The 13,786-nt window shown below is 57.8% G+C and carries 8 protein-coding genes; 5 read left to right on the top strand and 3 right to left on the bottom strand.

Annotated features, from left to right (window positions below; all coding sequences use genetic code 11):
• Nucleotides 1–2 precede the first annotated feature (2 nt).
• Nucleotides 3–2,858 (top strand): valine--tRNA ligase, encoded by a 2,856-nt coding sequence (locus ABVR31_RS03120; RefSeq protein ID WP_058757216.1) that lies wholly within the window; start codon nucleotides 3–5, stop codon nucleotides 2,856–2,858.
• 63 nt (nucleotides 2,859–2,921) lie between these two features.
• Nucleotides 2,922–3,428, top strand: coding sequence for a GNAT family N-acetyltransferase (locus tag ABVR31_RS03115; RefSeq protein ID WP_370586218.1), 507 nt, complete (start codon nucleotides 2,922–2,924; stop codon nucleotides 3,426–3,428).
• Nucleotides 3,429–3,440: 12 nt separating this feature from the next.
• Here ABVR31_RS03115 and ABVR31_RS03110 read toward each other — a convergent pair whose 3' ends face one another.
• Nucleotides 3,441–4,871: a PLP-dependent aminotransferase family protein gene (locus ABVR31_RS03110; protein WP_372771798.1), complete on the bottom strand. Its 1,431-nt coding sequence runs from the start codon at nucleotides 4,869–4,871 to the stop codon at nucleotides 3,441–3,443.
• Between the two features lie 210 nt (nucleotides 4,872–5,081).
• Here ABVR31_RS03110 and ABVR31_RS03105 point away from each other — a divergent pair, with 210 nt between their 5' ends.
• Nucleotides 5,082–7,451 (top strand): Ig-like domain-containing protein, encoded by a 2,370-nt coding sequence (locus tag ABVR31_RS03105; RefSeq protein WP_372771797.1) that lies wholly within the window; start codon nucleotides 5,082–5,084, stop codon nucleotides 7,449–7,451.
• 321 nt (nucleotides 7,452–7,772) lie between these two features.
• On the opposite strand, the gene ABVR31_RS03100 is transcribed toward ABVR31_RS03105, so the two are convergent.
• Together ABVR31_RS03100 and ABVR31_RS03095 are read right to left on the bottom strand one after the other, a co-directional pair.
• A complete protein-coding gene (locus ABVR31_RS03100; protein WP_288421076.1) occupies nucleotides 7,773–9,866 on the bottom strand; it encodes a bifunctional diguanylate cyclase/phosphodiesterase in 2,094 nt (697 codons plus the stop codon).
• A gap of 162 nt (nucleotides 9,867–10,028) precedes the next feature.
• Nucleotides 10,029–12,128, bottom strand: a complete 2,100-nt coding sequence (locus ABVR31_RS03095) for a bifunctional diguanylate cyclase/phosphodiesterase (protein WP_288421075.1) — start codon at nucleotides 12,126–12,128, stop codon at nucleotides 10,029–10,031.
• 547 nt (nucleotides 12,129–12,675) lie between these two features.
• Between ABVR31_RS03095 and ABVR31_RS03090 the strand changes: the two genes are divergently transcribed.
• Nucleotides 12,676–13,245 (top strand): spore coat protein U domain-containing protein, encoded by a 570-nt coding sequence (locus ABVR31_RS03090; protein WP_021509578.1) that lies wholly within the window; start codon nucleotides 12,676–12,678, stop codon nucleotides 13,243–13,245.
• 22 nt (nucleotides 13,246–13,267) lie between these two features.
• The gene (locus ABVR31_RS03085) at nucleotides 13,268–13,771 is read left to right on the top strand and encodes a spore coat U domain-containing protein (RefSeq protein WP_215800634.1); all 504 of its coding nucleotides are present in this window, start codon (nucleotides 13,268–13,270) and stop codon (nucleotides 13,769–13,771) included.
• Nucleotides 13,772–13,786: the final 15 nt, after the last annotated feature.

Below are 13,786 nucleotides of genomic sequence, written 5' to 3'. Positions count from 1 at the left end.
ATATGGAAAAGACATATAACCCGCAAGATATCGAGCAGCCGCTCTACGAGCACTGGGAACAGCAGGGCTACTTCAAACCGAATGGCGATACCAGCCAGGAAAGCTTTTGCATCATGATCCCGCCGCCGAACGTCACAGGTAGCTTGCATATGGGTCACGCCTTCCAGCAAACCATCATGGATACCATGATCCGCTACCAGCGCATGCAGGGTAAAAACACCCTGTGGCAGGCAGGTACGGACCACGCCGGTATCGCCACGCAGATGGTGGTTGAGCGCAAGATCGCCGCTGAAGAGGGCAAAACGCGTCAGGATTACGGTCGTGACGCCTTTATCGAAAAAATCTGGCAGTGGAAGGCTGAATCCGGCGGCACCATCACCCGCCAGATGCGTCGCCTCGGCAACTCGGTTGACTGGGAGCGCGAGCGCTTCACCATGGATGAAGGCCTGTCCAACGCGGTGAAAGAAGTCTTCGTCCGTCTGTACAAAGAAAACCTGATCTACCGTGGCAAGCGCCTGGTGAACTGGGACCCGAAACTGCGCACGGCGATCTCTGACCTCGAAGTGGAAAACCGCGAGAGCAAAGGCTCAATGTGGCACATTCGCTATCCGCTGGCGGACGGCGTGAAAACTGCCGAAGGCAAAGATTACCTGGTGGTGGCCACTACCCGTCCGGAAACCCTGCTGGGCGATACCGGCGTGGCGGTCAACCCGGAAGATCCACGTTACAAAGATCTGATCGGCAAAGAGGTGATCCTGCCGCTGGTGAACCGTCGTATTCCGATCGTCGGCGACGAACACGCCGATATGGAGAAAGGCACCGGCTGCGTGAAGATTACCCCGGCGCACGACTTCAACGACTACGAAGTGGGCCGTCGTCACAAGCTGCCGATGATCAACATCCTGACCTTTGATGGCGACATCCGCGAGCGTGCGGAAGTGTTCGACACCAACGGTGAAGTCAGCGATGCCTGTTCCGATGAAATTCCGCCGCAGTTCCAGAAGATGGAGCGTTTTGCCGCGCGTAAAGCGATTGTCGCCGCCGTTGACGAGCTCGGCCTGCTCGACGAAATCAAACCACACGATCTGACGGTGCCCTACGGCGACCGCGGCGGCGTGGTGATCGAGCCGATGCTGACCGATCAGTGGTACGTGCGCACGGCCCCGCTGGCGAAAGTCGCGGTGGAAGCGGTAGAAAACGGCGACATTCAGTTTGTGCCGAAGCAGTACGAAAACATGTACTTCTCGTGGATGCGCGACATCCAGGACTGGTGCATCTCGCGTCAGCTGTGGTGGGGCCACCGCATTCCGGCCTGGTACGACAACAATGGTAACGTCTATGTTGGCCGCAGCGAAGAAGAAGTGCGTCAGGAAAACAATCTGGCCGCCGACGTGACGCTGCGCCAGGATGACGACGTGCTTGATACCTGGTTCTCTTCCGGCCTGTGGACATTCTCTACGCTGGGCTGGCCGGAGAACACCGAAGCGCTGCGCACCTTCCATCCTACCAGCGTGCTGGTGAGCGGCTTCGACATCATCTTCTTCTGGATTGCGCGCATGATCATGCTGACCATGCACTTCATCAAAGATGAGAACGGCAAGCCGCAGGTACCGTTTAAAACCGTCTACATGACTGGTTTGATCCGCGATGAAGAAGGCCAGAAGATGTCCAAGTCGAAAGGCAACGTCATCGATCCGCTGGATATGGTGGACGGCATTTCGCTGGAAGATCTGCTGGAGAAACGCACCGGCAATATGATGCAGCCGCAGCTGGCTGAGAAGATTCGCAAACGCACCGAGAAGCAGTTCCCGGACGGTATCGTGCCTTCCGGCACCGATGCGCTGCGCTTCACCCTCGCCGCGCTGGCGTCCACCGGTCGTGACATCAACTGGGATATGAAGCGTCTGGAAGGCTACCGCAACTTCTGTAACAAGCTGTGGAACGCCAGCCGCTTCGTGCTGATGAACACCGAAGATCAGGATTGCGGCCAGAATGGCGGCGAGCTGAAGCTGTCGCTGGCGGATCGCTGGATCCTGACGGAATTCAACAGCACCGTGAAAGCGTACCGTGAAGCGCTGGATAGCTATCGCTTTGATATCGCTGCCAACATTCTGTACGACTTCACCTGGAACCAGTTCTGTGACTGGTACCTGGAGCTGACCAAGCCGGTGATGAACAGCGGCAGCGAAGCGGAGCTGCGCGGCACGCGCAACACGCTGGTGACGGTGCTGGAAGCGTTACTGCGCCTGGCGCATCCGATCATCCCGTTCATTACCGAGACCATCTGGCAGCGCGTGAAAGTGCTGAAGAACATCGATCACGATACCATCATGCTGCAGCCGTTCCCGCAGTATGACGCGGCGAAGGAAGACGCGGAAGCGAAGGCCGATATCGAGTGGATGAAGCAGGCGATTGTGGCGGTGCGTAATATCCGTGCCGAAATGAACATCGCGCCAAGCAAACCGCTCGACGTGCTGCTGCGCGACTGCTCGCCGGCGGCGCAGCGTCGTGTTGAAGAGAACCGCAACTTCCTGTCGCGCCTGGCGCGTCTGGAAAGCCTGACCATTCTGCCAGCCGGCGAGAAAGGTCCGGTCTCGGTGACCAAGATTGTTGATGGCGCGGAGCTGCTGATCCCGATGGCAGATCTGGTCAACAAGGAAGCCGAGCTGGAGCGTCTGGCGAAAGAGCTGGTGAAGCTGGATGTCGAGATCGAGAAGATTCAGACCAAACTGGCTAACGAAGGCTTTGTATCGCGCGCACCGGAAGCGGTGGTAGCGAAAGAGCGCGAGCGCGTAGCCGAGCTGGAGCAATCAAAAGCAAAACTGATTGAACAGCAGGGCGTGATTGCGGCATTGTAAGCGCTTCAGTCCTGACGCTTAATCGAAGCCGGGCACTGCCCGGCTTTTTTCTATCGGAAGATTATGATGACCACCGCCACGCCACTTAACCTGCAGGTGCGCCCGATTGTCGCCGCCGATAATCCGCGGATTGCGCAGGTGATCCGCGATGTCTCCGCCGAGTTCGGCCTGACGGCGGATAAAGGTTATACCGTGTCCGACCCGCAGCTCGATCGGTTGTTTGAGCTGTACAGTGCGGCGGACAGCGCCTACTGGATCGTGGAGCATGAAGGTCAGGTGGTCGGCGGCGGCGGCGTGGCACCGCTGGCCTGCAGCGCACCGGATATCTGTGAGTTGCAGAAGATGTATTTCCTGCCGTCGGTGCGCGGGCTGGGTTTAGCGCGCGAACTGGCGCTGCGCGCAATGGATTTTGCCCGCCAGCGCGGGTTCCGGCGCTGCTACCTGGAGACCACCGGCAGCCTGACGCGCGCCATTAAACTCTATCAGTCGCTGGGCTTTGAACAGATTGCGGACGCGATGGGCTGTACCGGCCACGTGGATTGCGAAGTGAGAATGCTGCGGGTGTTGTGAGGGAAAAACCACTCACTTCTCTACCGCAACGCCCTGCGCTAGCTGACCAATTAACGCCCCCAGCGTCTCTACCGCCGCCTCGGCACGTGCATCCCATGGCCAGGCGGTGTTGAAACGGAAGCAGTGGCTGAAACTCTCGCTGCTGGAAAACAGCTGGCCCGGCGCAATACTGATGCCCTGCTGTAGCGCCAGATGATACAGCTGCGTGGCGTTAATCTGCTCCGGCAAGGTAATCCACAAAAAGTAGCCTCCAGGCGTATCGCTGATGTGCGCTTCGGCGGGCAGCACGCGGCGCAGCGCCTGCTGTGCCAGCTGTTTGCGCTTCGCCAGCGTCTGACGCAGCTTTTTCAGATGCGTGTCATAGCTGCGGGTGCTGAGAAAATCCGCCAGCGCCAGCTGCATCGGCGTGCTGGTCGAGAGCGTACTCATCATCTGAATGCGCTGCACGCGCTGCGCATAGCGCCCCGCCGCGACCCAGCCCACGCGAAATCCCGCCACCAGATTTTTCGAAAAGCTGCCGCAGTGCAGCACGTAACCCTCGCGGTCGAACGCTCTGGCCGGCAACGGCTTATCGTGGCCGTGATACAGGTCGCTGTAGACGTCGTCCTCTATCATTGCCACCTGATAACGCGTCAGCAGTGCCACCAGCTGCTGTTTGCGCCCGGCGCTGAGGGTAAAGCCGAGCGGATTCTGCCGGTTGGTCATCAGCCAGCAGGCTTTCACCGGCCAGCGCTGCAGCGCCTGCTCCAGCTCATCCAGATCGATGCCCTGCTCCACATCGCTGGCGATAGCAATCGCGTTCAGCTTAAGCCGTTCAATCGCCTGCAACGCGCCATAGAAGGAAGGGTTCTCAATCACCACCCAGTCGCCCGGTTCGGTCACCGCCTGCAGACTGAGGTTAAGCGCTTCCATCGCACCGTTAGTAATGACGATGTCATCCGGCGACAGCGTAATGCCCTGCTGCGCATAACGCTGGGCGAGGATTTTTCGCAGCGCTTCATTACCGGGCGGCAGATTATTCAGGGCATCGGTGGGTTTAAGATTGTGCGAGACCTTCACCAGCGAGCGCATCAGCTGGCGCTGGGGAAACAGTTCCGGATCGGGGAAGGCAGAACCAAACGGCATGATGGCCGGATCGCGCGTCGCCTGCAGAACATCAAACACGAAGCTGTTGGTATCGGCCTGGTCGGTTTTAGCGATCGCCTGGGTTGGCAAACGCGGCCGGCTTTCCGCCGCGCGCGGTGCCACGTAGTAGCCCGACTGCGGCTTCGACACAATCCAGCCCTGGCTCTCCAGCACCTCGTAAGCGTGCATCACCGTCATCAGGCTGAGTCCGCTCTGCTCCGCCTGCTGGCGCAGCGACGGCAGCTTTTCACCCGGCGGCCAGATGCGTGCTTCGATTTGCGTACGTAGCTGATCTACCAACTGCTGGTATTTGGCCATGGCTCCATTCCCTGCGACCTGCGTGCGCGCCAGTATAGCCTGCCAGCCATTGCTGCGGCTAAAAATCCGTGTTCTTTTCCCGCGCGCCGCCAGTTTTCCTTCAAGACCTTTCTCGTTGGGAGAATTATCCGATCAACTAATAATCGCCGCCTGTCGCTTGATGCGGACAGATTCACCAGGACGTTAATTATTAGCAAACAGGAAAACCTCATGAGCACAGCACTCACCAACGCAAGACAACTCTGGACCACCGATCCGCAGCGCACCTTTAGCGGCTCCTCACCAGCCGAAGCCGGCGGTATCATGGAAATTGTGATGGACAGCACCGTCTATACCGTCTCCATCGCCGCTGACGGCAGCTGGAGCTGGCAGCCGCCGTTTCCGCTGGCTGAAGGCCCGCATAACCTCTCCGTGCGCACCATCGATCGCGCCGGAAATATTGGTGCTCCATCGCTATTAATCGTTAACGTTGACCTTACCGCGCCGGACCAGCCGCTGATTATTGGTGCCGGGGATGATTTCGGCGATAAAACCGGCCTGGTCAGTTCCGGCCAGCAGACGGATGACCGTACGCCGACCCTGAAAGGCGTGGCCGAGCCGGACAGCATTGTGCGCCTGTACAATGCGCAGAACCAGCTGATTGGCAGCGTTAAAGCCAGCAGCAACGGCTACTGGGAAATTACCCCGACGCTGGCTGACGGTGAGCATTCACTGTATGTCACCGCCACCGATGGCCGTGGCTACGTCAGTCAGGCATCGGAGGTATTTACGCTGACCGTTGCCGATGACTCTGTAGTCCCGGTTCCCGGCAAGGTGGAAATCACCCACGCGCAGGATGACGCCGGTGCCGCACAGGGCAAGCTGCTGGACGGCGCGCTGACCGATGACACCACGCCAACGCTGCACGGTACTGCGCCAGCCGGCAGCCACGTGCTGATTCAGTACCGGGACGTGAACGGCCAGTGGGTTGACGGCGGTTACGCCACGCTGATCGGCACCCAGTGGATCTGGACACCGGATCAGGCACTGGGTGAGGGCAAATGGGAGTTCCGCGCTTACGCCGGCAGCGGCTGGACCGACGAGTTCACGCTGGAGATCGATTTAACGCCGCAGAGCGAACTCGCAATCACGCATGCGTGGGATGATTTTGGCATCAATACCGGTCTGTTACACAGTGGCGCAATCACCGATGACCGCACGCCAACGCTGAACGGTCGCGCTGAGGCTAACAGCATTGTCTATATTCACTTCCGTAACGCGTTGAGCGACTGGGAAGTCCTGGGCAGCGTGCAGGCTGGCGCGGATGGCAGTTGGGTGTATGAAACCGACCGTATCTCACCGGGAAGCTATCAGTTCTCGGCCAGTGATAATGCTAAGGCGCACAACAGCAACAGTGATTTTGCATTGACGATAGCCAGTGATACGGGTTTAACACCACAGATCACCAGTGCGTTTGATAACTTTGGTAAATTAACCGGCGCGTTAAAATCCGGCGCGACAACTGACGATGCGACACCAGAAATTAGAGGTGTGGCTGAAGCCAACTCAGTGGTATACGTCGAATATCGTTCTCAGGATGGCAACTGGAATACAGGCCACTCAGTTAAAACAGATCACGCAGGCAACTGGTCATTTATTCCTGAAGAAGATTTGCATCGTGGCAAATGGCAATTTATAGCCAGAACGAGTGAATCAGGTGAAGAATCTTCACTATTCAATCTCAATATTCAGGCAGATATTACAGGAAAAACATTTTCAGAAACATTCGCTTCAATACCCTTAGGGAAAGTATCTCCATCAGGACTACAGATTGACGGAGCAGTGATTAAGTTTTCTAACATGAGCAATCCAAATTCGTTAGTGATTGCTGACACACATAGTTCTCGACACCTGTACGCGGGTCCGGCTGGAACGAATGTTTCAGCAACGATTGACATTGTTTTTGACTATTATGCCAAGTCATTTTCCGTAGATCTGTTAGGAATTGAGTACTCATCGAATCCAGCGACCATCAAGGTTTATGATCAATATAACAATGTCATTTATACTACGACACATACCCAAGATCGTCCATGGAAAACAACCAGTTATACTGCACCAGATGGAAAAATGATCGATCATGTTGAAATAATAATAAAAAATGAGGGTTCGGGACTGGATATTGACAATATTAAATACACCGCTTTAGATTACAAAAATAACTCTATAAATGAATCCAACATTAATAATGACGAAAGCGGACATATTCAAAGCGATGTAGTTGTCAGTTCGCTTTGTCATTCATCGGAAATTCTTATCGATAATTATGACAAAAAGGTAAATTTAAGTGTTGAAGATATATTAAATAAGGGAATGAAAAATCTCTTTATTGATGATGATCACTCGCAAATAGTGGTGCATGGTGATAAAGGATCCACTGTGCATCTCGAAGATATTCTTCCAGATGAACAATTGCTTACGAACTGGACCCAACAAACCGGCACCGTCACCATCGCTGGCGTGCAGTATGAAGTCTATTCCCACAACGGTAATGATGCTGAACTGCTGGTGCAGGAAGGGGTGAAAGTCGAGCTGGTGTGAGTTTTTTCTCCTCCTTTTTAGGTGAGCTTGAGGTAAAAGCCGTAGCAGGGATGCTGCGGCTTTTTTTGTTGGGTTAGGTGCGGTCTGGCCCTCACCCCCGGCCCTCTCCCGCACGCGGGAGAGGGAGAAAAGACACACAGCGCGTACGCGGGAGAGGGAGAAAAGACACGCAGCGCGCACGCGGGAGAGGGAGAGGGAGAAAAGACACACAGCGTGCACGCGGGAGAGGGAGAAAAGACACACAGCGTGCACGCGGGTGAAGGTGAAAAACACTCAGCGCGCACGCGGGAGAGAGGAGCTCCAGGCGGCAGAAACCAGCCCCTACTCCGCCGCCGTCAGCGCCGCGGGTTTGTCTTTAACAAAATCCGGTAGCTCGCTGATGCGCTCTGGCGGTAGCGGTTTGCCCAGCAGGAAGCCCTGCAGGGTGTCGCAGCCGAGCCCGGTGAGGAACGCCTGCTGATCCTGGGTTTCCACGCCTTCGGCCACCACTTTGAGATCCAGCGACTGCGCCAGCGCGACGATGGCGGAGACGATGGTTGCGTCTTCCGATTTCGCCTGCAGTTCGTTAACAAAGGCGCGGTCGATTTTCAGCTCGCTGGCCGGTAAGCGTTTGAGATACAGCAGGCTGGAGTAGCCGGTGCCGAAGTCATCAATCGAGGCTTTTACCCCCATGCTGGTCAGCTCGGTGAGGATGCGCACGCTCTCTTCCGGATCGCGCATCGCCGTGGTTTCGGTGACCTCCAGCGTCAGCAGCTCGGCCGGGATCTGGTGCTGTTCCAGCGCCTGCGTCACGGTGTCGACCAGGTTGCACTGCTCAAACTGCAAGGCAGAGAGGTTCACCGCCACCGACCAGTGCGGATGGCCCTGCTGATGCCAGATGTGCAGCTGGCGGCAGGCCTCGTTGATCACCCAGTTGCCAATATTAATGATCATGCCGGTCTTCTCGGCGATCGGTAAAAACTTGTCCGGCGTCAGCAGGCCGCGCGTCGGGTGCTGCCAGCGCAGCAGCGCTTCGAAGCCAATGATCGGCCCGCTCGGCGCGCAGTACTTAGGCTGATAGAACAGACGCAGCTCGTTGCTATCCAGCGCCTGCCACAGATCGTTATTAAGCTGCAGCTGCGACTGCGCCAGCGTGTTCATGGACGGCTGGAAGAAGTTGTAGCCGTTACGGCCGTTGTTCTTGGTGTGATACATCGCGGCGTCGGCGTTAAACATCAGCTCGCGCTCGTCCTTGCCATCACCGGGATAAACAGCGATGCCGATACTCAGCGACACCATCAGCTCGTAGCGTGACACGCTAAACGGGCGATCCACGGCTTTAACCAGCGCATCCGCCACCGCTGCGGCATCATTGGGATCGCCGATCTCAATCAGCAGCACAAACTCGTCACCGCCCAGCCGCGCCAGCGTGTAGTGCCCTTTCATCTGGTCGGTCATGCGTTCGGTTACCGCAATCAGCAGGTTATCGCCGACGTGGTGACCAAAGGCATCGTTGACCGCTTTGAAGCCGTCGAGATCCATAAACATCAGCGCAAAGTGCGAGCGCTCGCGGTTGGCCTTGTTGATCGCCTGCTCGAGGCGATCCTCCAGCAGGATGCGGTTCGGCAGTCGCGTCAGGTTATCGTGCAGCGCCAGCTGGGCCAGCTCGCGATTGGCCTCCGCCAGCGAGCGTGCAAGGATTGAGGTGCGCGCCTGCATACGCGCGTCGAGCATCGAAACCAGCAGCGTAATGCCGAGGATCGCCAGCGTCACCACCGTGACCAGCATCGCCAGCCAGTCGCTGTTCACGCCGTGATGGGTGGCGTGACTGTGCATCGGGAAGTTCGCCGCTGCCATGCCGGTATAGTGCATACCGGCAATGGCACAACCCATCACCACGGCCGCCCCGACGCGCAGTAGCGTGACGCGGCCATGTCCTTCGCGCAGGTTGAACGCCAGCCACAGCGCGGCACCGGAAGCCACCAGCGCAATCAGCACCGAAACCGCAATCCAGCCCCAGTTCCAGCTGATGCCCGGCTCAAACATCAGCGCCGCCATGCCGGTGTAGTGCATCGCCACCACGCCGGAACCCAGCACCAGCGCGCCGCCCAGCAGCCGTCGCCACGGCAAGTCGCCGGACGAGCACACCAGCCACAGGGCAAAGATGGAGGCGAGAACCGCCACCACCATTGAGGCGGCGGTGAGCAGCGGATCGTAGCTCATCACCATATCCAGGCTCATCGACAGCATGCCGATAAAGTGCATGGCCCAGATACCCACGCCCATGGCGAAACCGCCGCCCAGCAGCCAGACCAGCGCCACCCGGCCGGTGGAGGAAGCGACGCGCCCCGCCATATCCAGCGCGGTAAACGAGGCCAGCATTGCTACCAGTATCGAAACGATAACGGTAAACGCATCGTACGAAGTCACTAACATAGTGATTTCCCATATAAAAAAGCTGTGTTAAGTCAGCTGTGGTATTGTTGAAATGAAAAAGAAAATGTTGGTTTTATAATTGAAATTATCGGCAGACCGGCTGCCGATATGAGTCACTGAACGATGAAAGCTTCCGATGTGAAGGAGAACAAAAATTGCTGGTCAGGCGCCGGTGAGCGGCAGCACGTTATCAGGAAAGTGCGGCGCAATCTGCGTTGATGCAGTGAATTCGCCGATGCGCTCCGCCGGCGTTGGTTTGCCCAGCAGATACCCCTGCAGCGTGTCAAAGCCGAGACCGGTCAGCAGGCGCTGCTGCTCTTCGGTCTCCACGCCCTCCGCCACCATGCGCAGGTTAAGGCTTTGCGCCAGCGTCAGCATGGCGGTCACCACGGTTGCATCCTCACTGTCGGCACGCAGGCTGTTAATAAAGGCGCGATCAATCTTCAGCTCGCTGGCCTCAAGATGCTTGAGGTGCAGCAGATTGGCGTAGCCAATGCCAAAGTTGTCGATGGCCACTTTGACGCCAAGCCGCTGCAGTTCGGCGATGCGCTGCTGGCTGAACTGCGGATCGCGCATGGCGATGTTTTCCGTGATTTCCAGCATCAGCGCGCCTTCCGGCAGCTGGTAGCGCTGCAGCGTCTGGCGCAGCGTGTCGATCAGATCGCGCTGATGAAACTGCAGTGCGGAGAGGTTAACCGAGACGCTCCAGTCGCGATTGCCCTCGTCATGCCACTGCCGCAGCTGGCGGCAGGCTTCGTTGATCACCCAGTTGCCGAGCGCCACAATCTGGCCGGTTTTCTCGGCGCGCGCCAGAAACATATCCGGCATCAGCAAGCCGCGGCGCGGATGCTGCCAGCGCAGTAACGCCTCAAAACCCATCAGAATGGTCCCGCCCGCGCGAAATTTCGGCTGGTAGAACAGGCGCATCTCCTGGCACTCCAGCGCGTTCCATAAATCGTTGGCCAGCGCCAGCTGATGCTGCGCCACCGCGCTCATCACCGGTTCAAACAGGCTCCAGCCGTTACGCCCGCTGTGCTTGGTGTGGTACATGGCCGAGTCCGCGTTGAACATCATCTCCTGCGGGCTGCGGCCATGCTGCGGGAAGATCACAATACCGATGCTGAGCGAGACGCGCAGCGAGTAACGATCCAGCTCAAACGGTGCATCAATGCTGTGCACCAGCCGCTGCGCCAGCGCTTCAGCCTGCGTTGCCGCGTACTGCGGACACAGCATGACAAACTCATCGCCGCCGAGGCGCGCCAGCAAAATGTCCGCTTCCAGCTGGGTGCGCAGCCGTTCCGCCACGGCAACCAGCAAACGATCGCCGACGTGATGCCCCCAGGTATCGTTCACCGCTTTGAAGCCGTCGAGATCCATAAACATCAGGGCAAAGGGCTGGTCATACAGCGTCGCGTGTTTGATTTGCGTGCTGAGCTGCTGGTCCAGCATGACGCGATTGGGCAGTGCAGTGAGATTATCGTGCAGCGCCAGCTGGCGCAGCTCGCTGTTGGCGCGCCGCAGCCGGGCGGCAAGACGCGCCGCGCGCAGCTGGGCGTCCAGCATCGAGATCAGCAGCGTCAGACCGAGAATGGTGAGCGTGATGATGGTTACCCACACCGCCAGCCCCTCCTGCCCCATGCCGTGGTGCTGCATGCTGCCGGGCGCGCTGAACTGCGCGGCCGCCATGCCGGTGTAGTGCATGCCGGCAATCGCCACCCCCATCGCCAGCGCCGCGCAGGCGCGCATCAGCAGCAGGCTCTCGCCATGGCGCAGATGGAATGCCAGCCACAGCGCGGCACCGGATGCGCCGTAGGCAATCAGTACCGACAACGCCACCAGGCGCAAATCCCAGTGAATGGCGGGTTCGATCAGCAGCGCCAGCATGCCGAGATAGTGCATGGCAACCACGCCGCTGCCGAGGATCACCGTGCCACGCAGCAGCCGGCGGCGCGTCAGATGGCTGCCCTGCAGGCCCTGCGCAAAGGCGAAGATGCTGGTGAGAATTGCCATCAGCAGCGAGAAGGCGGTGAGCGGAATGTCATAGCGCATGGTCATCGGCATCATCATCGCCAGCATGCCAATGAAGTGCATCGCCCAGATGCCAATGCCCATCGCCGTACCGCCGGCCACCAGCCACAGTTTCGCCAGCAGGCCGCGCGACACGGCGACGCGCCCGGCGGTATCCAGCGCCGTAAACGCCGCGATAAACGCCACAATCAGCGAAACGGCAACCAGAACGCTATCCCAGGTAACCAGCAACATGTGCGCTCCTCAACTCAACCCGCGGCGGCGCAGGTGCGGTATCGTCAATTAACAACAGAAAAAGTGGAAACATCAATGAGAGGCAGCTAATGACCACCCGCGCTGTGGCGACACGAAAACAGATCCATAAATAACTGGAGGTATTGCACGGCTATTTTTTATTCTCATCGTCTGTCGCGGCCGGGAAAAGTAATGATATCTGATTAATGCATGAACATAGCATTGAACCTGAAGTCGCGGTAGAGGGGGAAAACACTTGCCGTTTGGTTTTTTTAACGGGCCGCCAGCCCTTGTTATGACTGCGTTATCGGCGAAAAGGGAGAATTGATTAGCGAAAATTCTCCGGTGCGTTGTACAAGCGGCAAAAGGGTGTTCTATAGTAAATAAAACTGATATAAATCACTAACTCAGCCTTTAAGAATTTTCTTAGGTGGCAGGGCATTAAGTTCGTTTGCCGATCGCGGCGTCTTGTTATTTACGGGTTCGTTTCATTAATAAATCACCAGGCGAAAAAGCACTGACCTTGGATAATCAGTAAGGATTGATTATGAAACTCAAGCTTTTTCTTTTGGCTACCAGCCTGAGCGCCGCGCTCGCCCCTGCAACGGTTTTTGCTGCCACCACAACGGGAACCATCAATGCCACATTGACGCTCACCACCGGCTGTCTGGTGAACGGTCAGTCCGCCACCAGCGGGGTTAACTTCGGTACCCTGAACTTCGGTAGCAGCGCTGCAACCTTTGATACCTTAAACGCCACCCTGGTGGGTGCATCCGGGAACGGCATTTTTGTCCGCTGCACCACCGGCCAGACCTTCAATGTGCAGGTCACCAGCAGTAATCCGGCACCGGCCACTATTTACGGTACGGTGAGCGGCCAGCCGCGTTACCTGATCCTCGGCTCCAACAATACGCAGGGCATTGCTTACACGCTGTACAGCGACGCCGCGTTTACCACCGCCATCGCCAACAACACCAACATTGCCGCCAGCGGCACCACCGATCCGACGCTCGGCACCAACTATGCCATTTACGGTCGGGTAGTCGGCGGCGGCTTTAACCCACTGATTCCGGCCGGTACCTACACCGATACTATTAACGTGGCGGTGAATTACTGAAGCCAGCGGTGGGGTAAGAAGGATGGTCTGGCTGCTGCGCGCTGGCAGCCTGGCCCTGCTGATAGGGAGCGTCCCGGCCTGGGGTTTGCCGACGGCCACCTTCCAGGTCTCTGCGTCAGTGGTGGCAGGCTGCGTGATTTCCGGTACCAATACCGGCGTGTTTGGCACGCTGAATTTTGGCACCCAGTCGGGCGTGGCGAGCAGCAGCGTCAGCGCCAGCTACGTGCAAAGCACCACCCTCACCCTCGCCTGCACGCCGGGTACCGCCCTCAGCATGAGCATCAATGGCGGCAGCAATTACACCAGCAGCCGCAATCTCAAACACACCAGTAACACCGATACCGTGGCGTACAGCCTGTATACCAACGCAGCGCACACCACAACGATTCCGGTTAACTCGCCGGTGGCGCTGAGTTACAGCAACGCCAATAACATCGTGCTGCCGATTTATGGCCTGTTAACCCTGCCCGGCCCGACGCGCGCCGGGACCTATACCGATACGTTAACCGTCACCCTGAGCTGGTGACGGCAGCATAAAAAG

This window comes from Pantoea sp. WEP (assembly GCF_041678305.1).
GTDB lineage: Bacteria > Pseudomonadota > Gammaproteobacteria > Enterobacterales > Enterobacteriaceae > Pantoea > Pantoea dispersa.
Note: the sequence above shows the minus strand (reverse complement) of the source record. Positions and strands in the feature narration are given on the sequence as shown.

What these genes read in the sequence shown, in the direction of transcription:
- ABVR31_RS03120 (WP_058757216.1), top strand. Translation starts at nt 3, where the DNA reads ATGGAAAAGACATATAACCCGCAAGATATCGAGCAGCCGCTCTACGAG.
- ABVR31_RS03115 (WP_370586218.1), top strand. Translation starts at nt 2,922, where the DNA reads ATGATGACCACCGCCACGCCACTTAACCTGCAGGTGCGCCCGATTGTC.
- ABVR31_RS03110 (WP_372771798.1), bottom strand. Translation starts at nt 4,871, where the DNA reads ATGGCCAAATACCAGCAGTTGGTAGATCAGCTACGTACGCAAATCGAA.
- ABVR31_RS03105 (WP_372771797.1), top strand. Translation starts at nt 5,082, where the DNA reads ATGAGCACAGCACTCACCAACGCAAGACAACTCTGGACCACCGATCCG.
- ABVR31_RS03100 (WP_288421076.1), bottom strand. Translation starts at nt 9,866, where the DNA reads ATGTTAGTGACTTCGTACGATGCGTTTACCGTTATCGTTTCGATACTG.
- ABVR31_RS03095 (WP_288421075.1), bottom strand. Translation starts at nt 12,128, where the DNA reads ATGTTGCTGGTTACCTGGGATAGCGTTCTGGTTGCCGTTTCGCTGATT.
- ABVR31_RS03090 (WP_021509578.1), top strand. Translation starts at nt 12,676, where the DNA reads ATGAAACTCAAGCTTTTTCTTTTGGCTACCAGCCTGAGCGCCGCGCTC.
- ABVR31_RS03085 (WP_215800634.1), top strand. Translation starts at nt 13,268, where the DNA reads ATGGTCTGGCTGCTGCGCGCTGGCAGCCTGGCCCTGCTGATAGGGAGC.